Genomic DNA, 22025 nt, shown 5'->3' on the forward strand with positions numbered 1-22025 from the left:
ATGCGTTGGACGTCGTTGCTGGCCATCTATTTTCTGTGCTGGGCCTTTTCGGTGTTCCTCGTGCTGCCATTCGGCGTGCGCACCACGCATGAAGTGGGGGGAGAGTTCATCCCCGGCCAAGCCGAAAGCGCGCCGCACGAATTCAATATCAAGCGCGTCGCGATCCGCGTGACGATTGTCGCGACGATCGTCTGGGCGGCGTTCGTGCTGAACTACATCTACGGCTGGGTGACGCCCGCGATGCTCGATTTCGTCAATCCGTCGAACAGCGCGGGTTGAACCAGGGCGTATAAGAAACACTCCGTCGGCAAGCGACCCATTTGCCGTCATTAAATGCATCCCTCCATGCGCCTAATTGCGGACGTAGTTCTCAAGCGATAACGGTTCGCGATGAACACCAGGCGCTTCATTGTAAATTCGCTGCTCGCCGGTGCAGCGCTCGCGCTATCTTCATGTTCAAAGTCAGACGCCGGACCTGCCGGACCACACTTCGGAACATTTTGCCTACAGCAGCGGGATTGGGCCAATCTTATTGCGCTGATGAAAAGATATGGCGTTGAGCACCAGCTAAGCTTCCACGGGGAAGTTTCCGCGACGCCGTCCGGGCCAATCTTCAATTACTACCTTGCGCAAGGCTACAGCTACTATTTCGGAGATGATTTTGACTTATGGATCACGTCCGATCCCTTTCGTTCGGGCCGAATGGACCTTAACGGGCCGGTCAGACGCAAACCAGCCACACCGGAGCAGATCAACCTAGGTCACGGTCTTATCACGGTCATAAGAGGTCTAAGCTCCTGCGATATTATCGAAGCGGAGTGATGCCATATTCATTTTCAGCAGCGATTAATTGCCCGAGCCCCGCCGAAAGCTGCCAGTCTCGAAACCATCCATTTTCAGCCGCTCAGTCCTTTTGCTGATAGCGGTCGTTTATCGGCTCTCGACCGAGAGTAGCTCAGCTCGGTTGTCCCCAGGGAGCATGCTGAATCAGGTCCGCAACCGCTCGATCGCCTGGGCCAGCGCGACATAGAGCTTGCCCATGTCCGACGATAGCAAGGTCACGCCGATCGCCGCGCCGTCGCGTTGCGCCAGGATGCCGCGCAGCATCGCTTCGAAATCGTGGATGTAGCGATTGACCTGTTCGCGAACGGTATCGTCATTGTCATAGGCTTCAAGCACAGCGCGCATCTCACCGGCGTCGAGCAGCTTGACCGCGCGCCGCGCGAACGCTCCGCGATTGCCCTTGAGATAGGCCAGCCAGGAAGAATCGGGGACTTCCGACGAATAGATGCTGGTGAGGTCGATCGCCGCCGAGTTAAGCGATTCGATCAACAGCGACACGCGGCGGGCGAAACCGTTCGCCTCCTCGGTATCGGCCAGCCGCGCCTCGATCAGGCTCGACGCCTCGGCGATCGCTAGCATCTGGCGATTGAGCTTGTCCGATGCGTCGGTTGCCGATGCCGCCGCCGTTTCGGTGGCTTGCGCGATCGTCGCCAGGCTGCGCTCGACGGCTTGCGATGCCGCCGCTTCCAGCGCGTCGGCCGCGTCGGGGGCGATCCGTGCCATCGCCTCGCGCGCATGCTCGGCCGCGGCATTGGCGGTGTCGCGGATGCGCATGAGCGTTTCGAGCAATTGCGGCGCCGCCTCTCCGGCGAAACGATGCGCCGCGCCGCTGGTATCGTCGATCGAGCGAGTCAGCGCGTCGACCTGCTCTTGGCCCGCGGCGAGAGTCGCGGCAACATGATTGGCCACGGCTTCGATCCCGGCGATGCGATCGGCCAATGCGGTGGTGCTGTCGGTGGCGGTGCGGTCGAGCGCGGCCTGGTTGGTGGACAGCATTGCGAGCATGGCGTCGCCCTGCGCGGCGATGCCCTTGCGGGCCTCATCCACTGCGCTGGCGGTGCGATCGAGCAGGCCGTCGACTGCTTCGGACATCGCGCTGGTGACCTGTTCGAGGCGAGTACCCGCGGTTTCGCTGGTCGCTTCCATCCGCGCGATATGCGCGGACAGGCGTTCCGCCGCGCCGCTGGTATGGCTATCGACTTCGCGCGCGCGCTCGCCAAGCGCGACGACCTGGGCGTCGAGCGCCGCCGCGCGCTCGCTTGCGGTCAGGCCGATCGTTTCGATCTGACCAGCCAGCGTCGTCGTCTGGTCATGGGCGTGGGGAAGCGTCGCCAACATGATCTGGAGGTTGGCCTCCAGATTGGCGGCGGCCTTGTCGATGCGGGCAGCGTCGACCTCAGCCTTGGAAAGGTGGCTGTCGAGCACCGACGATGCTTCGCTCAGGCGATCCGAAGCGGCGCTCGCCGTCGCCATCATCACCGTGACCTGATCGGCCAGCTTCTCGCGATTGCTGTCGATCGTGTGCGCCATGACGTCGATGACGGACTGGAGATGCTCGGCCTCGGCGCGCATCGATCGCGCGGTGTCGTTGAATCGGCGCGCTTCGATCCGGCTTGAGCGCCGCGCGACCAGCCAAAGAACGGCGATCAGCGCCAACGGCGCGGTCAGTCCGGTAGCCAGTTCGGCCAGCACGGTCGGCGTGGGGGCAGCCTGCATGGCTGGCCAGGCATACCAGCCGAAGAAGCCGATCCATGCTGCCGCAGACACGAATGCCAGGCCAGCCAGGATGCGCCATTTCGTCGCGCCCGACCGCTCTTCCAATTCCTCAGGTTGCTCGAAAACCTCGCCTTCGTAAGGCTCGGTCAGCTGCAACGGCTCATCCGCCGCGGCGTACTGAACGTCGCTGACGTGCAAGTCGATGATCTTAGACCCCCCGTTCATGACGCTTTGTTTATCATAAAACAGACCATTTCAAAGCGATTGCGCAACGTTCCGTTAAAGCCCTTAGGGCTAGGATGGGTCATGGCCTATGATCCCGGTGCAATCGATGCGACCCTAGCTGCGGCAGTCGGTGACGAACCGGGGCTGATTGCAGAATTGCGCGCGGCTTTCGTCGAGAGTGCGGAAAAGGCGATCGATGCGTTCGAAACGGCCGGAAGCGACGAGGCCTGGCGTCTTGCGGCGGCGCGTCTCAAAGGACTGGCGGCAAGTTTCGGCGCGGTGCGCCTGATGAGCCTGGCGTCCGAAGCCGCGACCGCGCCCGGCAATGCGGATGTGGTGAGAACCTTGCGGCGTGCGGTGGCGCGGCTCTAGCCATCCGGCGCCGGCGACTCGGCGATCAATCACGATCCTTGCGATAGCCGAGTGCGAGGCTTAACAGCCCCGGATGCTTGCCGGGCTCCTGTTCGCCACAGCCGACGCGTCCGATCGCCAAGATACACTGGCGGCGACGTTGCCGGTGGGGGGCGTGACGCTGATCGAATTCCAGGCGCGGCTGTTGATCGCCGCTGGGGCGTCGCAGATCATCGTCGTCGTTTCCCGCCTGACTCCGGAATTGCTTGGCGCGATCAATCGCATGGGTCGGCGCGGCATTGCGGTCGACGCGGTGCGTGGTCCCGCCGAGGTGCTCGCCAAGCTCCATCCGCTGGCCCGCGTGATGTGGTTGGCGGATGGGCTGATGACGACCAGCGTCATGGTCGAAGCGATGCGCGATCGCGATCGCGATACGTTGCTGGTGGCCGCGACTGGCGACGAACTCGAACGGATCGGTCCCAGCGCGGTATGGGCGGGAATCGCCACGATCGACCCGCAGCGTATCGCCGATGTCGTGAAGCTGCCGGCCGATTATGATTTCGCCTCCTCGCTCTTGCGGGTGATCGCGCAACGCGGTGCCGAGCAATTGCCGCTACCCGAAACCGCCGTGCGCGAAGGTCACGGCGTCCAGCGCGATTCGCGCGCGCTGGCGGCAAAGGGCCGGGCCGCGCTGGTCGCGGCGCTCGGCACACGGACCAATTGGGTCGATCGCTTCCTGGTCGCGCCGCTCGCCAAACTGGCGCTGCCGCCATTGGTTGCACGCGGCGTGCCCCCCGTTGCGCTAGCCGGGCTTGGCGGCCTGTTCGGCGTGAGTGGGCTAGCGGCGATCGCGATCGGCTGGTCTGCCTCGGGCATGGCGGCGATCGTGCTGGCGCTCGCGCTTCTCGCGCTGGCTGATGTACTGGCGTGGCTGCGCGACGAGCGGACGCTCGGCAGGATATTGCGCTGGAGTACGCCGGCGGCGGTCGCATTGGCGACTCTGCTATTGGGTCAGCGGGTCGGGTTTCTGGCCGCCAGCGCAACGCCGCCGCTGCTAGCCTTGACGACGGTCCTGGCCGCAGCGCTGGCAGAACGTGCGGCAGGAGTGGTCGCACGACCGTGGTGGTGGGCAGTCCCGGCCGCTTATCCGCTGATCCTGCTGCCGGCAGTGCTGGTCGGATATCCGGTCTGGGGATTGGCGGCGGCGGCCAGCTATGCCGGCGTCACGCTCGGTTTTGCAGTGGAAGCTTTGCGATCGCGTATAGGCGGTTAACCACATCCCGCGAAATCGGTGAGTTCTGGCTAACCTCGCTTTAACGACACAATCGTACAACCGCACGATGTCGATCGACCAAGGCGATTGGGACGATGGCGCCCGTGCGAGCGCCAGCACGCTGCTCGCGCGCGCGGCGGCAGCGGCGCGTCATGTCGACCGCCGCCTGGCCGAGGCGATTGACGACTTCTTCCTCCCCGACGATTCGCGGCTCGACGACCGGACGCGCGCGGCGCTCGCGGCGACGCTGACCGCGATGGTCGCGGTGGTCGAACACGATCTCCGCCAGCGAACCGTCACACTTTTGGCCAGCGTGGATCCGGCATTGATCCAACGGATCGACAGCGGTGCGCCGGTGCTCGACCGCCTGGTCGACAGCGGATTGCTGCGTGATTTCGAGCTAATGCGCGAATTGATCGCGCGAACCCGGCAGGATCTGCTGGTCGACCTGTTGCCGGCTTTGCCGCCCGATGAGATCGGCTCGGCCAGCCTGCTCGCGCGGCTGGCCGGAAGTGCCGACGCCTCGGTCGCGGATGCGGCGTTGACGATGATGGCCGCCGAAAGCCGGCGCCGCGGGCTGATCGACAGCAATCGGCTGGAGCGGACCGAACTCCCGGCCGAACTGCACCACAGGCTGGTCTGGTGGGTAGCAGCGGCGATTCGCGAACAATTGGGGCCGAGCATTGCAGATCGCATGATTGTCGAGGCAGCGTTGCGCGCGCTCGCCGACCATGACGAAGGCGATCGTCTGGAAAGCGCGGCGATGCGGCTGGCGGCCACGATCGATCCGCAACCCGCCGAACTGGCGACGGTACTGAGGCATGCACTAGGGGATCGGCGAGTGGCGCTGGTCATCGCGTTGCTCGGGCATGCCTTGGGCATCGATTACGTGACGATGCGGCAGATCGTGTTGGATGGCGGCGAGCAATTATGGCTGGCGCTACGCGGGGCCGGGCTCGACCGCGCGACGGTCGCCCGGATCGGGCTCAGCCTGTGCGAAGCCGACCCGCGACGCGATGTCGAAGTCTTTGCCGATCAATTGGAAGCGATCGCCGCGGTCACGCCCGACGAGGCGCGCGGGGCGCTTGCGCCGCTCCGGCTCCATCCCGATTTTCGCGCGGCGATGGCCGACCTGGAGAAGCGTCGATGAGCGCGGTCGACGCCGGCTTGCCGCCGGTTCACGGTTTCGTCGATCGCGACGGGCGCCTGGTGGATGCCGGGCCGCGGCTCGACGACCTCAACACACGCGCCGGTGGCGCGCTCGGGGAGCCTTTTGTCGTGCCGCAGGTCGCCGTGCTCGCGCGGCTCGCCCAGCGGCTGGGAATCACGGTCGCGCGGCATGTGCTGGTCGCCGACGGACCCGATGAGGTCGAATTGTGGGTTCGCGCCGATCCGGTCGACGACGGCGTGCGCCTGGAGTTGAGTGGCTGGAAGCTGCGCGCGCCGTGGACGCCGCCGGTCGATCCGGCGCGGCGTGACCGCGATCTGTTGCTGCAAGGCGCCGATTGGTGGTGGGAAACCGATGCGACCTTGCGGTTGACGGCGGTAGCTGCGGGGGCCGCACAGCAGGGGGTGGCTCCCGAAAGCGCGCTCGGCAAGCCGCTAGCGTCGTTGTTTGCGCTTGAGATGGACGCTGAAGGGGCGATGCCGATGCTCGGCGTGCTGACGGTGCACCAGTCGTTCGAGGGTCAAGCGGCGACGGTGCGCGCGACCGGCCAGGCTGTGACCTTGTCTGCGCACCCGACCCTCAACGCGGAGGGCCTGTTCGCGGGCTATATCGGCGCGGTCAGGGCCGAGGCGCGTGAGGTGACACAACCGGCGGAGGATCGTCCCAGCGATCCACTCGACGCGTTCAGCGCCCGGCTCGATCGCGCATTGCGCACGCCGCTCGGGCGCATCATCGCCAATGCCGACAGCATCCACGCCCAGACGGAGGGACCGATCCGGCGCGATTATGCCGATTATGCCTCGGACATCGCGAGCGCCGGACGGCATCTGCTCGGTCTGGTCGACGATCTGGTCGATCTGCAGGCAGTCGAGCGGTCCGACTTCGCACCCGCGGCGGAACCGATTGACCTCGCCGATATCGGGCGCCGCGCGGCTGGCCTGCTAGGCGTCCGCGCGGCGGAACGCGGCGTCAAGATCGACGCGCCGCAAGAGGTCGACAAAGCCCCCGCAACCGGCGAGTTCAAGCGCGTGCTGCAGATCCTGGTCAATCTGATCGGCAATGCGGTGCGCTATTCGCCCGATGGGGGGATGGTCTGGATCCGCACTCATCGCGACCGTGGTACGGCGGTGATCATCGTCGCCGATCAGGGCAAGGGCATCGCCCCCGAGGATCAGGCGCGCATCTTCGAAAAATTCGAACGCGTCGATACCAGCGAGCCGGGCGGCAGCGGACTGGGTCTCTACATCGCCCGACGGCTGGCGCGCGCGATGGGCGGCGACCTGACCGTCGATTCGGCGCTGGGCCAGGGTGCGCGTTTCATGCTGACTTTGCCGGGAGCGAGCGGCTGAAGATTTGGCTCGCACAAAGACGCGAAGGCCCAAAGAAGAAGAGTGGTTTGCCCAGAGGCGCAGAGGGCGCCGAGGTGTTTCGCCCGGCTACGTTAGCAGCCTTTCATTTCCTGACTGCGAAAACGAAAGCGCACTTTCGCGCGCATTATCTCCGCGTTCCCTGCGCCTCTGCGCGAACCAAATCTTCGCGCCTTCGTGTCTTTGTGCGAGAACTCATATCAACAGGTCCCGCACCTGACTTGAGCAGTGCTGACTCTAGCGCCGGCCGATCCACACCAGCACGATGCCGCCCGCGGCGAGCAACGCGCCCCAGATCGACCAGATGCGCTGATCGAGCATGAAGCTCGATGCCGGCCAGTGGACCAGGCCGGTGCCCTGGCCCACCCACAGCAACCCCATCGCGATGCAGATCGCGCCGACGATCTGGAGCAGCAGGCGCATCAGCGCTGGCCGATAGCGGTGTAATCGCGCTGCGTCGGGCCGGTGTAGAGCTGGCGCGGCCGGCCGATCTTCTGGGCGGGGTCGCTGATCATCTCGTTCCACTGTGCGACCCAGCCGACAGTGCGGGCGAGCGCGAACAAGGCGGTGAACATCGTCGTCGGGAAACCGATCGCCGACAGGATCACGCCCGAATAGAAATCGACGTTCGGGAACAGCTTCTTCTCGACGAAATAGGGGTCGTTGAGCGCCATATGCTCGAGCTGCAGCGCGACCTCGAACACCGGATCGCTGACCTTGAGCGCGTCGAACACTTCGCGCACGGTCTGCTGCATCACCGTCGCACGCGGATCATAATTCTTATAGACGCGGTGACCGAAGCCCATCAGGCGGAACGGGTCGTTCTTGTCCTTGGCGCGCGCGATGAATTCGGGGATTCGATCGGGCGTGCCGATCTCTCGCAGCATGTTGAGCGCGGCTTCGTTGGCGCCGCCATGCGCCGGACCCCACAGACAGGCGATGCCCGCCGCGATGCACGCGAACGGATTGGCGCCCGATGACCCGGCCAGGCGGACGGTCGAGGTCGACGCGTTCTGCTCGTGATCGGCATGGAGGATGAAGATGCGGTCGAGCGCACGCTCGACGATCGGGTTCACCTCATACGGCTCGGCCGGGACGCCGAACGTCATGCGCAGGAAATTGCCGGTGTAGCTCAGCGAGTTGTCCGGGTAGAGGAACGGCTGTCCGACGCTGTATTTGTACGCCATCGCCGCGATCGTCGGCATCTTGGCGATGAGGCGGTGCGACGCGATCATTCGCTGGTGTGGGTCGTTGATGTCGGTCGAATCGTGATAGAAAGCCGACAGCGCGCCGACCACGCCGCACATGATCGCCATCGGATGCGCGTCGCGACGGAAACCGCGATAGAAAGTCGCGAGTTGCTCGTGCAGCATGGTATGGCGGGTGATCGTGTGGGTGAATTCGTCGAGCTCGCCCTTCGACGGCAGTTCGCCGTTGAGGAGCAAATAGCTCACTTCCATGAAGCTCGATTGCTCGGCGAGCTGGCCAATCGGATAGCCGCGATGGAGCAGAATGCCCTCGTCGCCGTCGATATAGGTCAGCGCCGATTCGCAGCTGGCGGTCGAGGTGAAGCCCGGGTCATAGGTGAACATGCCCGTTTCGTTGTACAGCTTGCGGATATCGACCACCTGGGGGCCGACCGAACCGGACATCACCGGATAGTCGTGATTCCCGAACTTGAGGGTGTTCGTGTCGGCCATATAACATTCCTTCGAATTCAGGCTGCCATCCGGTCGGATATGCGGCCCAGGCTTTCCACGCGGCCAAGGACAACAAGCACGTCGAAAATGCCGGGGGAAGTGCGCTTGCCGGTCAGCGCCGCGCGAAGCGGCTGCGCGACCTGGCCGAGCTTTACCCCGGCGTCTTCGGCGACTTGCCGAACCGCGTTTTCGAGCGCCTCCGTATCCCAGTCCGCGACGGCGTCAAGCGCCGTGTGAAGGCGCGCGAGCAAGGTGAGTGCCTCACCCTGAAGCAGCATTGCTGCATCTGCGTCCATCGGCAGCGGTCGGGCGTGGAAAAGGAACATGCTGCCCTCGGCCAGTTCGACCAGATTGGCGGCGCGCGGCTTGAGGAACGGCATGGTGCGGCGCAACAGTTCGTGCTGCGGCGGGGTCAATTCCAGCGGGATTCGGGGGGCGACGAGATCGGCGAGCCGAGCGTCGTCCGCTTCGCGAATATAATGCCCGTTCAGGTTCTCTAGTTTCTTCAAATCGAACCGACTTGGTGATTTTCCCACACCGTTCAGGTCGAACCAATCGATTGCCTGGGCGCGGCTGATAATCTCGTCATCGCCATGACCCCAACCGAGCCGCAACAGATAATTGTCCACCGCCTCGGGCAGCAGGCCCATCTCGTCGCGATAGGCGTCGACGCCGAGCGCGCCGTGACGCTTGGACAGTTTGGCGCCATCCGCGCCATGGATCAGCGGAATATGGGCATAGACCGGTTCCGGCCAGCCCATCGCGCGATAGATCGGCAATTGGCGGAAGGCGTTGTTGAGATGATCGTCACCGCGGATGACGTGAGTCACGCCCATGTCATGATCGTCGACCACCACCGCCAGCATATAAGTCGGGGTACCGTCCGATCGTAGCAGGACGAGATCGTCGATTTCGCTATTCTGGACGGTGACCTCACCCTGGACGCGATCCTGGATGGTGGTCGCGCCGTCGGTCGGGGCCTTCAGACGGATGACGTGCGGCGCTTGCGGATCGTTGGGCACGCGGTCGCGCCAGGGCGAGCGGATTCTGAGCGGCTTCTTCGCCGCTTCGGCCTCGGCGCGCATCTGGGCAAGCTCATCTTGCGTGAGGTAGCAGCGATAGGCGGCTCCCTTTTCGACCATTTCATACGCGACCTCGGCATGGCGAGCGGCGCGCGAGAATTGATAGATTTCGGGCCCGTCCCATTCTAGGTCGAGCCAGCGCATTCCCGCCAAAATGGCGTCAATTGCGGGCTGTGTCGATCGCGCGCGGTCGGTATCCTCGATGCGCAGGAGGAACTTGCCCCCGTGGTGTCGCGCGAACAGCAGATTGAACAACGCGGTGCGCGCGCCGCCAATATGCAGAAAGCCGGTCGGCGAAGGCGCGAACCGGGTGACGACGTTGGTGACGGGTGCGCCTGCGGGCGCCCCGGAGTCAGAACTGGCGCTCAACCGCGCATGCTCCCAGGCTGGATGACTGATGGCGACCGTCGCCGCCGCGCGCCCTAGCACGCGGTTCCTACCGCTTCAAACGCTGGCGGCACGATGTACGCGTGCGCGCTTTGCACTCGAACATGGGTTGGAGGCGGAGCGCGATCAACTCCCGTTATGGCTGCCGGTGGCATTGGGCGGCGGGATTGCTTTGTGGTTCGTGCTCGACGACCCGATGCAGTGGATCGCAGCGATGCTTGCGCAGGCCGGCATCGTGCTGGCGGCAATCGCAATCGGGCAAGGCGGGCGCGCCAGCCGCGCCGTGGCGCTGGCCGCCGGCCTGGCGGCATTGGGCCTGGGGCTGGCGTGGTGGCGCGCTTCCTATGTCGCGCAACCGGTGCTGGTGCGGCCGGCCATCGTCATGCTGACCGCGCGGGTCGAGAGTGTCGAGCCGCTGCCGGCCCGCGAACTGGTGCGAGTGAGGTTGACGCCGATAGCGGCCCAGGCTGTTGCCAGCCCGCCGCGGTCGAAGTGCGGCAAGGAAGGCGGCTTGCCTTATGGGCGGGGAGGGCGGGGATGCGATGATCGGCCCAGGCCGCCTCTCGTGCTGCCGCCGCATGTCCGGGTGAATATCGCGGACACGGACGTACCCGCCGGGCTCGGACCTGGTGCCGTCATCAAGCTGCAGACGCGGTTGATGCCGCCCAACGAAGCGACGGTGCCCGGCGCCTATGATTTTCGCCAAGTGGCATGGTTCGACGGCCTCGGAGCTACCGGCAGGGGAAACGCGCCGGTCAAGGTGATCGAACCGGGCAGGGGGTCGAACGGCCTGCGCGCAGCGCTGGCGGCGCACATCCAGAGCAAGGTCGAGGGCAGTGCGGGCGGAATCGCGGCCGCGCTGGCGGCTGGTGACGAGGGCGCGATCTCGCTGGAGGATGCCGACGCGATGCGACGATCCGGGCTCGCGCATCTATTGTCGGTCAGCGGGCTGCATATCACTGCCGTGGTCGTCGCGACGATCTGGGCGGTCACGCGGCTGCTCGCCTTATGGCCATGGCTCGCGCTGCGGGTGCGGATCCCAGTGGTCGCTGCGGGCGCGGGTGCGATCGCGGCGATTGGATACACATTGCTTACCGGCAGCCAGGTGCCGACCGCGCGGTCGTGCATCGCCGCCTTGCTGGTGTTGGCGGCGCTCGCCATGGGCCGCGAGGCGATAACCCTGCGGCTGGTCGCGGCCGGCGCCTTCATCGTCCTGCTGATCTGGCCCGAGGCGCTCGCGGGGCCGAGCTTCCAGCTCAGCTTCGCTGCGGTCGGATCACTGATCGCGTTCCACGAGCAGCCGCGCATCAAGCGATTGTTCGAGAAACGCGATGAGGCATGGTGGCGTCGTGTCGCGCGCGAAATCGGCTCGCTGCTGCTTACCGGCCTGGTCGTCGAAGCGGCGCTGGCCCCGATCGCGCTCTATCACTTTCATAAGGAGGGCATGTACGGTGTCGTCGCCAATATCGTCGCGATACCGCTGACCACCTTCGTCATCATGCCGGCCGAGGCGTTGGCATTGGCGGGCGACGCGATCGGCTTGGGCGCGCCGTTCTGGTGGGTGACCACGCACGCTCTCAACCTGTTGCTGTGGATCGCGCGTACCGCATCCAAAGCGCCGGGGTCGGTAGCGATGCTGCCCGGCATGCCGCCGGGCGCGTTCGGCCTGATGATCCTGGGATTGTTATGGCTGATGCTGTGGCGCTCGCGGATGCGCTTTGCCGGACTCGTTCCGATGGCGATGGGCGCAATCTGGGCGCTGGCGATCCCGGCACCCGATCTGCTGATCTCCGGTGACGGACAGCATCTTGCGGTGCGCACGCCCGACGGCGGCGTGGCCATCCTGCGCGATAAGGCAGGGGATTATACCCGCGATACGATGACCCAGAATGCCGGAGTGGATGGGGAGGCGTTGCTGCTGTCCGACCAGCCCTTCGCCAAATGCACGCCCGACGCATGCCTCGCTCTGGTGCAATCGGGCGGACGAATATTCCGCGTGCTGGCGACGCGAAGCCTGTACCAATTGCCGTCCGACCAGCTGATCGCCGCGTGTCGCGCGGTGGACATTGTCGTCAGCGACCGGCGATTGCCGTCAGCGTGCCGCCCGATCTGGCTCAAACTCGATGCGCCGTTCCTGCGCCGCACCGGCGGGATGGCAATTAGCCTGGCCAGCGGACGGATCGTCACCGTCCGCCAGCCCGGCGACCGCCATCCTTGGGTAATATCGGGTCCGCGACTTAATCGTATCGGCGCAACAGGCCGGCGAGGCGGCCCTGGATCCGCACCTGCTGAGGAGCGTAACGCTGCGGATCGTAAGCGCGATTGGCCGGATCGAGCCGCACCATAGCGCCTTCGCGGCGGAAATATTTGAGTGTCGCTTCGCTTTCCTCGATCAGCGCCACGACGATTTCCCCGTCGCGCGCCACGTCGGTGCGGCGGATCAGCGCGTAATCGCCATCGAGGATACCGGCCTCGACCATCGAGTCACCGGCGACTTCCAGCGCATAATGCTCGCCGCTGCCGAGCAAGGCGGCAGGGACCGGCAGCATCGACGATCCTTCGAACGCTTCGATCGGCACGCCGGCTGCGATCCGGCCGTGCAGCGGGATCTCGATCACGTCGTTGGCGGGTTCGGGGGCGGGGCGGAAATTGTTCGGCTTGGGCTGCGCGGCCACGGCACGCTTGCTGTCGGCACGCTCAGGCATCTTAAGCACTTCGAGTGCGCGTGCCCGATTGGGCAGGCGCCGCAGGAACTGCCGCTCCTCGAGCGCCGAGATCAGGCGATGCACGCCGGACTTCGACTTGAGGTCGAGCGCCTCCTTCATCTCCTCGAACGACGGCGACACGCCGGTTTCGTTCAAGCGATCGTTGATGAAGCAGATCAGCTCATGCTGCTTCTTAGTGAGCATCGACGTTCCTCCGTCCAGAACAGACGCGGAACTTTTACGGAACGTTGCGGATCAAGTCAAGCGAGCGGCAGGACGTCCACAGTATCGCCGATAGCGGCTGGCGGTGCGTGTGGCGGACGGACGATCAGGCAGGTCGCTCGCGCGAGTGTCGCCAGCATCGAACTGTCTTGTATGGCGGCGGCCGAGACGCGGCCATCGGCCAACGTTGCGCGCAGATAATCCTGGCGGCGGTCGTTGGCGGGAAGGGGGGCAGAGAGCTCCGCGCGAAGCATCCGCGGCAACGGATCGGCCGCGCCTGCCATCGCGGCGATCAATGGCCGCAGGAAGAGAGTGGCGGTAACGAATGCCGATACGGGGTTGCCTGGCAGACCCAGCATTATCGTCTCGCCGAGGCGGCCCGCGAGCATCGGCTTGCCCGGCCGGATCGCGATCCGCCAGAAATCGACCGCTCCGCCTGCCGCTTCGAGCGCCGGGCGTACCAGATCGTGATCGCCGACCGACGCGCCGCCGGTCGTGATGATAATATCGGCATGCGCGCCGGAGAACGCCGCGACGAGAGCGTCGAGCCGGTCGGGGATGATCCCTGCTACCGTCACGTCGACCGGCAGATCGGCGAGCATCGCCGCCAGCATCGCGCTATTGCCTTCGGGCAGTGCGAGCGGGTCGTCGCTGGCGGTGCCCGGCGCGATGAGTTCGTCGCCGGTCGCCATGATAGCGACGCGCAAACGGCGATTGACGGTGAGTGCGCCATGCCCGCCGGTCGCCGCGAGCGCGATCGCGGCGGGTGTCAGACGGGTGCCAGCGTCGATCAGCACCGCACCCCGCTCGAAATCGAGTCCCCTGCGCCGCACACTCGCGCCGCAGCGCGGCGGCCCCTCGCCGGCGAGGACCAGTGTGTCACCGGCGCGCTCGGCTTCTTCCTGAACAAGCACGCTGTCGGCCCCCGCGGGCATGGCCGCGCCGGTGAAGATCCGCACCGCCCCTCCGCGCCCGATCGAACCGCCAAAAGCGCTTCCCGCCGCGCTTTCGCCGATCACGCGCCAAGGACCAGGCAAGTCGTCGAAGCGGATCGCATAGCCGTCCATCGACGACAGATCGGCACCGGGCTGCGCGCGCAGGGCGATGACCGGCTCGGCAGTCCATCGCCCCGCTGCCGCGGCGAGCGACACGTATTCGGTTGCGACATTCGGCGCCATCGCAAACAATCGGGCTTGGGCATCGGCGACGGGGAGCAGTGGAGTCATCGCTTACGTCATGCCACAGCCCATCGCCTCCCCGCCAGCGCTTCGCCGCGCGATGAACCCTGTCAGCCAGCTGGATGCGGCTTGACGCCCGACCAAGTCCAGGCCTTGATCTTCCAGCCTGCTTTGCCTTTCGACAGAACGAAGGTCATCTCGCCTTCCTCGGCGGTCCGCGCGCCTTTTTCCCGGTAGGCATAGACAGTCGGAATGATGACATAGGCCCTGGCACCGTCGATTTCGCGGCGCGTCGGAGCGCCGTATTTGACCGATCCGTCAGATACGCCGCTTGCTTTCGCGTGCTTGTCGTAATCGGCCGCCCACAGTTGGGGCGCCTTGGGGCCAACCCACAGGTGCGGAGCGAATTCGTCGATGATCGACACGTCGCCTTGGACATATGCGGCATAAGCCGATTTGGTGTCGCCGGTGTTGAAGCCGTCGATGAACTGACGAATCGGCTTGGTCAGATCGCTATCGGCTGCGGGTGCTGCGGCCGTGACCGGCGCGATCAGCAATGCTGCCAGCGGCAGCAGGAACAGCTTTTTCATTGGCATCCCCCCTCGGAATGCACTGAAGGGTGAGCTTGGGGAGACGAGCGGTCAACGCATGCCGGACAAGGTGCTGTGATCTTCCGGAATAGTCCGATCGATCAAGGGGCCAGCCAGTCCCCTGACTTGCCGCCGGTCTTCGACAGCAGGCGGACCGAGTCGATCGTCATCGCTTTGTCGATCGCTTTCGCCATGTCGTAGATTGTCAGCAGCGCGACCGAGACTGCGGTCATCGCCTCCATCTCAACGCCGGTGCGGCCGGTGGTGGTGATCGTCGCGGTCGCGGTCACGCCGTCCGCATCTACCGATAGGTCGATCGCGGCGCTGGTGATCGGGAGTGGGTGGCAGAGCGGGATCAATTCGCCTGTGCGCTTGGCGGCCATGATGCCGGCGATGCGGGCGGCGGCGAGGACGTCGCCCTTGGAGACATCGCCCGCGCCGATCGCGGCTGCGGCTTCACGAGACATCGATATGCGTCCGGTCGCGACCGCTCGGCGCTCGGTTTCCAGCTTGCCGGAAACATCGACCATTCGCGCCGCGCCTGTCTCGTCGAGGTGCGTTAGATTCCCCTCCCGCTCGCGGGAGGGGTTAGGGGAGGGGGTGTCGCGTTGGGACATGAAAACGACATGCCCTCCCCCGACCCCTCCCGCAAGCGGGAGGGGAGACTAATCCCCCAGCAACTCTTTGGTCGCCGCGGCGATATTCTCCGCACGCATCAGGCTCTCGCCGACCAGGAAGCAGTTCACGCCATGCGCGCGCATCGCTTCGAGATCGGCGTGTGAGGTGAGGCCGCTTTCGGCAACGAAGGTGCATCCCGCCGGCGCCTTGCCGACCAAGTCATAGGTACCAGCGAAGCTGATCGAGAAATCGCGCAGGTCGCGATTGTTCACGCCGATCAGTCGCGACTGTAGCTTGAGCGCCCGATCGAGTTCCTTCTCGTCATGGACCTCGACCAGCACGTCGAGGCCGCAATCGATCGCCGCCGCCTCGATCTCGGCCATGCGCGCGTCGTCGAGCGCGGCGACGATGATCAGGATCGCGTCGGCGCCGAGCGCACGGCTCTCATGTGCTTGCCACGGATCGATCATGAAATCCTTGCGCAACAGCGGCAGCGGCACGGTCTCGTGGATCAATGCGAGATAGGAATCGTCGCCCTGGAAATATTGCTCGTCGGTCAGGACCGACAGGCAAGTGGCACCGCCCTTGAGATAAGCAAGCGCGTGTGCCGGCGGATCGAAGTCCTCACGGATCACGCCTTTGGACGGGCTCGCTTTCTTGACCTCGGCGATCAATGCCGGGCCGCTCTTCGCCTTCTTGTCGAGCGCCTTTCTGAACCCGCGCGGGGTATCGCGGCGGCTGATCATCGCTTCCAGGCTGGCGAGCGACGTTGTCGCTTTTTTCGCGGCGACTTCAGCGCGCTTGGTTTCGAGGATACGGTCGAGGATATTGGTCATTTATAGGCGATCCAGCAATCGAGCAGCGCGTTGGCAAGACCCTTGTCGATCGTCTCGGCTGCTTCCTCCGCACCTTCCGTGAGCGTGTCGGCGGCGCCGGCGACGACGAGCGCGGCGGCAGCGTTGATCAGCACGGCATCGCGATAGGCGCCATGCTCACCCAGGAGTAGGCGGCGCAACGCGGCGGCGTTATAAGCGGGGTCGCCGCCATGGATCGCAGCAATCGGATGGCGCCGCAGGCCGGCATCTTCGGGCGTGATATGGCCTGGCAGCGACAGCCGCCCAACGCTGACCGCCACCGTCGGCCCTGCGCCGGACACCTCGTCCAGCCCCTCCTCGCCCGAGACGACCAGCGCGGCCTCGGTGCCGAGCTGCTCGAGCGCCTCGGCATAGGTATCGGTATAATCGGGCCGCGCGATGCCGATCAGCTGACGCGTGACGTGCGCGGGGTTGGCGAGCGGGCCCATCAGGTTGAAGATCGTGCGGCGACCGATCCGGCGGCGGATCGGGGTAATGCGCTTCATCGCCGGATGATGGTTGGCGGCGAACAGGAAGCAGATGCCGAGGTCGTTGAGCGTCGCCTGGGCAAGCGCGCCGGCGCGTTCCATGTCGAGGCCCAGCGCCTCCAGTGTATCAGCGGCACCGGCCTTCGAACTCGCGGCCCGGTTGCCATGCTTGGCCACCGGCACGCCGCTTGCCGCGACCACCAGGCTGACCGCGGTCGAGACGTTGAGCGTGTGGTGGCCATCGCCGCCGGTGCCGCAGACGTCGATTGCGTTGCCCGGCGCGTCGATCGGGATCAGCCGTGCACGCAGCGCGCGCGCGGCTTCGGCGATCTCGATGCTGGTCTCGCCGCGATTGGTCAGCGCGATGAGGAAGTCGGCGATCGTCTCCTCGGACGTCTTGGCGTCGAGGATGTCGGCGAACGCCTGGGCCGCCGATTCGCGCGATAGCGGCGTCGAGGGGTCGGGGAGGAGCACGAATTCAGTCATTGCCGTCATGCCGGACTTGTTCCGGCATCAAGCGCGCAACGACGGCTGGATTCCGACATGGCAGGTTGGGCCCCGGAACAAGTCCGGGGTGACGGTTAAGCAACCGTTTCACGCCAGCGCCTTAGCCTTCAACCCGGCAAGTTCGAGGAAATTGGCGAGCAATTGATGGCCATGCTCGGTGGCGATGCTCTCGGGATGGAATTGCACGCCGTGGATCGGCAGGGTCGCGTGGCGGAACCCCATCACGAACCCGTCTTCGGCACGCGCATTGACGATCAGCTCGGCGGGCACATCCTCGACCACAAGCGAATGATAGCGAGTCGCCTGGAATGGCGAAGGAACGCCCTTGAACAAGCCGGTCCCGTCATGGGTGATCGCCGACGTCTTGCCGTGCATCAGCCCGCCGCGCACGACATGCCCGCCGAAATGCCGACCGATCGACTGATGGCCTAGACAAACGCCGAGCAGCGGCCGTCCCGCTTCGGCCGCAGCGGCGACCAGATCCAGGCTGACCCCGGCTTCGTTTGGGGTGCAGGGACCGGGCGAAATCAGGAACGCCTCGGCATTGCTCGCCACGGCATCGCGCGCGGTCAGGGCGTCGTTGCGCACGACCTGCACGTCCTGGCCGAGCTCCATCAGATAATGGACCAGGTTCCAGGTGAAGCTGTCGTAATTGTCGATCACCAAAATCATTGCGGCCCCGCTAGCGCGTTCGCTGCACCGCGACAATCGTCGTTGCGCCCTCGTTTCGCCGTGTTTCGGCCTGCCAAGCGCTGGAATGATACGGGATCGATCCTATCTGGGGGGCGTTGAAGTGCCCAAAGAAAGGTCGCACCGATGATCCGTACCGCGTTCGCAGCCCTGGCCTTGCTTGCCGTGCCCATGGGCGCAATGGCGCAGGACAAGCCCGATAAGCAGGTCGATACCGGCCAGCCGGTCAAACGGATCCGCTCTGTGGTCGTGGAACCCGACCAGAAATGTCCGCCATCCACCGGTGACGAGATCGTTGTGTGCACGACGGTCGACGATCCTTATCGTATCCCCAAAGCGCTGCGCGGCGCCGGGCCGATCCCACCGGCGCGTCAGGCCTGGACGAATCGCGTCGCTGCCGACGAGCAGACCAGTCGTGAAGCTGCAGGCTTGCCGGATACCTGCTCGCCGGTCGGATCAGGCGGTCAGACCGGTTGCGCGCGGTCGGCGGCCCGGGCCTGGGCGGCCGAGCGCCGCGCCAAGGCCAACGGTCAGTCGGACGACCAGTAAAACCTATTGCCCAAAGCGAGCGTCGCCCGCCCGGGCGATCGCTTCGCGGGCGGCGGCGAGCAGGGCGCCTGCTTTGGCCTCGCACTCGCGCTGTTCGTAAACCGGGTCGCTGTCGGCGACGATGCCGGCACCGGCCTGGACGTGCATGACGCCGTCCTTGACCACCGCCGTCCTCAGCACGATGCACGAATCCATCGAGCCATCGGGCGAGAAATAGCCGACCCCGCCGGCATAAGCGCCGCGCGCCTCCGGCTCGAGTTCGGCAATAACCTGGCACGCGCGGACTTTGGGCGCGCCCGACACCGTCCCCGCGGGAAACCCTGCGAACAGCGCATCGACCGCGTCCTTGCTGCCGTCGAGTTCGGCGACCACGTTTGAGACTATGTGCATCACATGGCTGTACATCTCGATCGTATAGCTGTCGGTGACCTTGACCGTGCCCGGTGCCGCGACGCGGCCGGCGTCGTTGCGGCCGAGATCGAGCAGCATCAGATGCTCGGCGCGTTCCTTGGGATCGGCGAGCAACGAGCGGCGATTCTCTTCGTCCTCGGTCGCCGATTTGCCGCGCGGGCGCGTGCCGGCGATCGGGCGGATTGTCACTTCGCCGTCGCGTACGCGCACCAATATCTCGGGACTGGAGCCCGATAGCGCGAAGTCGGGCAAATCGAGGAAATAGAGGAAGGGCGAGGGGTTCACTCGTCGCAGTGCACGGTAGAGTTCGATCGGCGGCAGCGCGAACGGGGCGGTGAAACGCTGCGCCAGGACGACCTGAAAGATATCGCCGGCCGCGATATAGTCCTTCGCCTTCAATACCATCTCGCGATAGGCGCCGTCCGGCAGCACCGGGGTCAGCGTGACCTCTCTCGGGTTGCCACGCGGCGCCGCCGGGATCGGCGCGCTCGCCAGCCTGGCGGCGACGCCGTCGATGCGTTCCTCGGCAAGCGCCAGCGCTGCTTCGGGGCTAAGCCCGCTATCGGGCCAGAGCGGCGCCACCAGAAACAATTGATCGGCCAGCCGATCGAAGATCAGCACCGTTGTCGGCCGCACGAAGATCATGTCCGGCAAGCCGAGCCCGGGATCCGCGGGGCGGGGCAAGTCCTCGACCAGCCCGACCGTCTCGTAGCCGAAATAGCCGACCAGACAGGCGAGCGCAGGCGGCAGTTCCGGCGGAACATCGTCCATCCGGCACGAGGCGACAAGCGAGCGGAATGCCGCCAGCGTGGGCTCCGCGCAAGGCTCGAACGCGGCGCGATCGGTCAGCCAATGGCGGTTGATCGCCGCACGTTCGCCGTCCGCGCGGAACACCAGATCGGGCGCGAGTCCCAACAGGCTGTGCCGTCCGCGCACCGCGCCGCCCTCGACCGATTCGAGCAGGAAGTCGCCGCGCCCGGGTTCGATCAGTTTCAGTGCCGCGGCGACCGGAGTCTCGGTGTCCGCGACCTGACGCCGCCAGACCAGGGCGGGGCGTCCGGCCGCGAGCGCGGTCAGCGCGGCGTCGGCTCCTTCGACCATGGCGTTATTGCGGCTGGTCGCTGCCGTCGCCGCCCTGGCCGAGCAGGTCGCGGCGCAGCGCGGTAATCGCGGCGTCGTTCTTCTTCACGCCGACCTTGTTGCGCACAGCGCTGGCGAATTGCTGGCGATATTCGTCTCCCATGCTCGCGCCGAGATCGCCGCGCATCTTGTCGACCAACTGGGCATTGCCGGCGGCACTGCCCTTGTCGATCGAGTCGACGACGATGACGAACCAGCCACCTTTGTACGGCGCCTCGACCAGCGACGCGCTGCCCTTGGGCTTGCTGAATAGCAATACCAACGGGGCAGGCGGCTGCTTGGTCGCGAACAGCTGGGCGCGATTGGCCGACATCGGCTTGGTCGCGTCGAGCTTGATGCCCGATTCGGCCATCGCCTGGGCGAGCGGGACGCCTTTGTTGACCTTTCCGGTGATCGCGTTGGCGACGTCGCGGGCTGCCTTGACCTGACGGTCGATAACGATGTCCTTCTTCACCTGATCAGTGATCGACGCCAGCGGACGTGGGGCGGCGGGAATGACCTTGTCGAGCTTGGCGACTGCGAAGCTGCCGTCCTGGCCGTACGGCACCAGCTGGGGATCGTCATCGGCTTCGGATTGGAAGGCGAGCTGATAGAGCGTCGTCTGGTTGGGGTCGGGCTTGACCGGAGTCGCCGCGGTTGGATCCGTGCCGTTGGCGGTCAGCGTCGTCGTCGTCTGGACGGTCACGTTGAGCTTGGCCGCGATCTGATCGAGCGTCTGGCGATTGGTGATCGCGTCCTCGATCTGGTCGCGCAGCGTCTGTGCGATGGCCGCCAGTTTCTGGTCGGTGAGTTCCTTGGTCAACTCGGGCTTGGCCTGATCGAGCGTCTTGCCCGCGACCTTGGTGATCTTGTCGAGATGGGCGACCACCCAGCCGAGCGGCGTCTTGACCGGACCAATCACCGCACCCTGCGCCGCGCCGAACACCTGATCGGCCAATGCGGGCGTCGACTGGCCGGCATAAGCGGTCTTGTTGACGTCGTTGATCGCTGCCGCCTCAAGCCCCAGTGCCTTGGCCGCGGCTTCGATCGCGGTGCCGCCGCGGACTTTGGCCGCCAGATCGGCGGCGGCTTTCTGGTCCTGCAATACGACTTGCTTCAGTGACCGGTTCTCGCCCGCGTCGAACTTCGCCTTTTGCGCCTGATAGGCCTTGGCGATCTCGTCATCGGTCGGAGTGGCGCGCTTCTTGAGCTCGTCGAGCGTGATCAACGCGTAACGTGCCGAGCGGCGTTCGGGAATCGTATAGCGCGCGACGTTGCGGCTGTAATAAGCGTTCGCTTCGGCGTCGGTGACCGGCGCGCCTGCGGGCATCTTCTTGGTATCGACGAAGGCGACGGTGCCGTTGCGCTTTTCGAGGAGCATCGAGGCATAGGAGGTCGCCACGCCTGCGGGGCCCTTCAGCTTGTCGGTCGCGTTCGCCGCGATCGGGCCGAGCATCAACTGGGTCATCAGGTCGCGGCCCATTTGATCGTGGAATTGCTGATCGTTGGACTTCAGCATCGCCAGCAAGCGGTTGTAATTGTCCTTGTCGAACTTGCCGTCGAGCCCACGGACACCGGGAATGTTGGCGATTTGGTTGTCGATCAACGACTTACCGATGCGGATACCTTGGCTGTGGCCGAACTGTTCCATCGCCATCGAGGTCAGCCGGCTTTCGAACGGGCCATCGAATCCGCCGCGGCTGATGAACTCCGCCATGGTGAGCTGCGGCGCCTGATTGCGGTACATGTTGAGCATGCCGTCGGTGGCATTGCGCAGATCAGTCACCGAGATCGTGTCGTTGCCGACAGTTGCGGCGGTCGCGGCGCTTTGTCCGCCCAGCGCGTTCGAGCGCAGGCCGGTGACGTCGCCCAGCCCGAACGCCACGCCGATCAGGCCGACGACGATCAGCGTGATGAGGGCGCCGATGCGCGAAAAGATGATCTTGCGGAAGAAAGTGAGCATGGGGCCCGATCGTTAGTCC

The 22025-nt window shown here is 65.4% G+C and carries 21 protein-coding genes; 8 read left to right on the forward strand and 13 right to left on the reverse strand.

Annotated features, from left to right (window positions below):
- Positions 1–279 carry a DUF1467 family protein gene (locus SAS01S_RS03465; protein ID WP_066804859.1) on the forward strand — a complete coding sequence of 93 codons (279 nt, stop codon included), beginning with the start codon at positions 1–3 and terminating at the stop codon, positions 277–279.
- A gap of 111 nt (positions 280–390) precedes the next feature.
- On the forward strand, positions 391–822 hold the full coding sequence (locus SAS01S_RS03470; RefSeq protein WP_157082650.1) for a hypothetical protein: 432 nt from the start codon (positions 391–393) through the stop codon (positions 820–822).
- Between the two features lie 165 nt (positions 823–987).
- Here SAS01S_RS03470 and SAS01S_RS03475 read toward each other — a convergent pair whose 3' ends face one another.
- Entirely contained in the window at positions 988–2784 is a 1797-nt protein-coding gene (locus tag SAS01S_RS03475) for a hypothetical protein (RefSeq protein WP_066804865.1), read from the reverse strand.
- Between the two features lie 81 nt (positions 2785–2865).
- On the opposite strand from SAS01S_RS03475, the gene SAS01S_RS03480 reads away from it, so the two are divergent.
- From SAS01S_RS03480 to SAS01S_RS03495, 4 genes are all read left to right on the forward strand, one after another.
- Positions 2866–3156 carry an Hpt domain-containing protein gene (locus SAS01S_RS03480; RefSeq protein ID WP_066804868.1) on the forward strand — a complete coding sequence of 97 codons (291 nt, stop codon included), beginning with the start codon at positions 2866–2868 and terminating at the stop codon, positions 3154–3156.
- A 73-nt stretch (positions 3157–3229) separates the two neighbouring features.
- Entirely contained in the window at positions 3230–4408 is a 1179-nt protein-coding gene (locus tag SAS01S_RS03485) for a hypothetical protein (protein ID WP_066804872.1), read from the forward strand.
- Between the two features lie 67 nt (positions 4409–4475).
- Positions 4476–5558 carry a DUF2336 domain-containing protein gene (locus SAS01S_RS03490; RefSeq protein WP_066804875.1) on the forward strand — a complete coding sequence of 361 codons (1083 nt, stop codon included), beginning with the start codon at positions 4476–4478 and terminating at the stop codon, positions 5556–5558.
- Complete coding sequence (locus tag SAS01S_RS03495) at positions 5555–6925, forward strand: sensor histidine kinase (protein WP_066804878.1); 1371 nt, start codon at positions 5555–5557, stop codon at positions 6923–6925. Before SAS01S_RS03490 ends, SAS01S_RS03495 begins: the two co-directional genes overlap by 4 nt.
- Positions 6926–7180: 255 nt before the next feature.
- Here the strand turns inward: SAS01S_RS03495 and SAS01S_RS03500 are convergent, their stop codons facing one another.
- The 3 genes from SAS01S_RS03500 to gltX are packed head-to-tail and all read right to left on the reverse strand — an operon-like array spanning position 7181 to position 10094.
- Positions 7181–7366, reverse strand: a complete 186-nt coding sequence (locus SAS01S_RS03500; RefSeq protein WP_066804881.1) for a hypothetical protein — start codon at positions 7364–7366, stop codon at positions 7181–7183.
- Positions 7366–8643: a citrate synthase gene (locus tag SAS01S_RS03505; RefSeq protein WP_066804884.1), complete on the reverse strand. Its 1278-nt coding sequence runs from the start codon at positions 8641–8643 to the stop codon at positions 7366–7368. Before SAS01S_RS03505 ends, SAS01S_RS03500 begins: the two co-directional genes overlap by 1 nt.
- A gap of 17 nt (positions 8644–8660) precedes the next feature.
- A complete protein-coding gene (gene gltX, locus SAS01S_RS03510; protein WP_066804887.1) occupies positions 8661–10094 on the reverse strand; it encodes a glutamate--tRNA ligase in 1434 nt (477 codons plus the stop codon).
- A gap of 28 nt (positions 10095–10122) precedes the next feature.
- On the opposite strand from gltX, the gene SAS01S_RS03515 reads away from it, so the two are divergent.
- On the forward strand, positions 10123–12459 hold the full coding sequence (locus tag SAS01S_RS03515) for a ComEC/Rec2 family competence protein (protein ID WP_084238459.1): 2337 nt from the start codon (positions 10123–10125) through the stop codon (positions 12457–12459).
- On the opposite strand, the gene lexA is transcribed toward SAS01S_RS03515, so the two are convergent.
- The 7 genes from lexA to SAS01S_RS03545 all read right to left on the reverse strand — a co-directional run bounded on the left by lexA (position 12350) and on the right by SAS01S_RS03545 (position 17946).
- Positions 12350–13021: a transcriptional repressor LexA gene (lexA, locus tag SAS01S_RS22080; protein ID WP_084238460.1), complete on the reverse strand. Its 672-nt coding sequence runs from the start codon at positions 13019–13021 to the stop codon at positions 12350–12352. The two genes, SAS01S_RS03515 and lexA, sit on opposite strands and share 110 nt — an antisense overlap.
- Before the next feature lie 56 nt (positions 13022–13077).
- On the reverse strand, positions 13078–14265 hold the full coding sequence (locus SAS01S_RS03520; RefSeq protein WP_066804890.1) for a molybdopterin molybdotransferase MoeA: 1188 nt from the start codon (positions 14263–14265) through the stop codon (positions 13078–13080).
- 62 nt (positions 14266–14327) lie between these two features.
- The gene (locus tag SAS01S_RS03525) at positions 14328–14807 is read right to left on the reverse strand and encodes a hypothetical protein (RefSeq protein ID WP_066804892.1); all 480 of its coding nucleotides are present in this window, start codon (positions 14805–14807) and stop codon (positions 14328–14330) included.
- A gap of 101 nt (positions 14808–14908) precedes the next feature.
- Positions 14909–15424 carry a cyclic pyranopterin monophosphate synthase MoaC gene (gene moaC / locus SAS01S_RS03530; RefSeq protein ID WP_066804894.1) on the reverse strand — a complete coding sequence of 172 codons (516 nt, stop codon included), beginning with the start codon at positions 15422–15424 and terminating at the stop codon, positions 14909–14911.
- 48 nt (positions 15425–15472) lie between these two features.
- The gene (gene trpC / locus SAS01S_RS03535; RefSeq protein WP_066804896.1) at positions 15473–16261 is read right to left on the reverse strand and encodes an indole-3-glycerol phosphate synthase TrpC; all 789 of its coding nucleotides are present in this window, start codon (positions 16259–16261) and stop codon (positions 15473–15475) included.
- Positions 16258–17253, reverse strand: coding sequence for an anthranilate phosphoribosyltransferase (gene trpD, locus SAS01S_RS03540; protein WP_066804947.1), 996 nt, complete (start codon positions 17251–17253; stop codon positions 16258–16260). Before trpD ends, trpC begins: the two co-directional genes overlap by 4 nt.
- Before the next feature lie 108 nt (positions 17254–17361).
- Positions 17362–17946 (reverse strand): anthranilate synthase component II, encoded by a 585-nt coding sequence (locus SAS01S_RS03545; RefSeq protein WP_066804898.1) that lies wholly within the window; start codon positions 17944–17946, stop codon positions 17362–17364.
- A gap of 144 nt (positions 17947–18090) precedes the next feature.
- Between SAS01S_RS03545 and SAS01S_RS03550 the strand changes: the two genes are divergently transcribed.
- Positions 18091–18513 (forward strand): hypothetical protein, encoded by a 423-nt coding sequence (locus SAS01S_RS03550; protein ID WP_066804901.1) that lies wholly within the window; start codon positions 18091–18093, stop codon positions 18511–18513.
- Positions 18514–18516: 3 nt separating this feature from the next.
- Here the strand turns inward: SAS01S_RS03550 and SAS01S_RS03555 are convergent, their stop codons facing one another.
- Positions 18517–20025: an anthranilate synthase component I family protein gene (locus SAS01S_RS03555; RefSeq protein WP_066804902.1), complete on the reverse strand. Its 1509-nt coding sequence runs from the start codon at positions 20023–20025 to the stop codon at positions 18517–18519.
- A gap of 4 nt (positions 20026–20029) precedes the next feature.
- Positions 20030–22006: a peptidylprolyl isomerase gene (locus SAS01S_RS03560; RefSeq protein WP_066804911.1), complete on the reverse strand. Its 1977-nt coding sequence runs from the start codon at positions 22004–22006 to the stop codon at positions 20030–20032.
- Positions 22007–22025: the final 19 nt, after the last annotated feature.

Origin of the sequence: Sphingomonas asaccharolytica NBRC 15499, assembly GCF_001598355.1 — a bacterium.
Taxonomy (GTDB): Bacteria; Pseudomonadota; Alphaproteobacteria; order Sphingomonadales; family Sphingomonadaceae; genus Sphingomonas; species Sphingomonas asaccharolytica.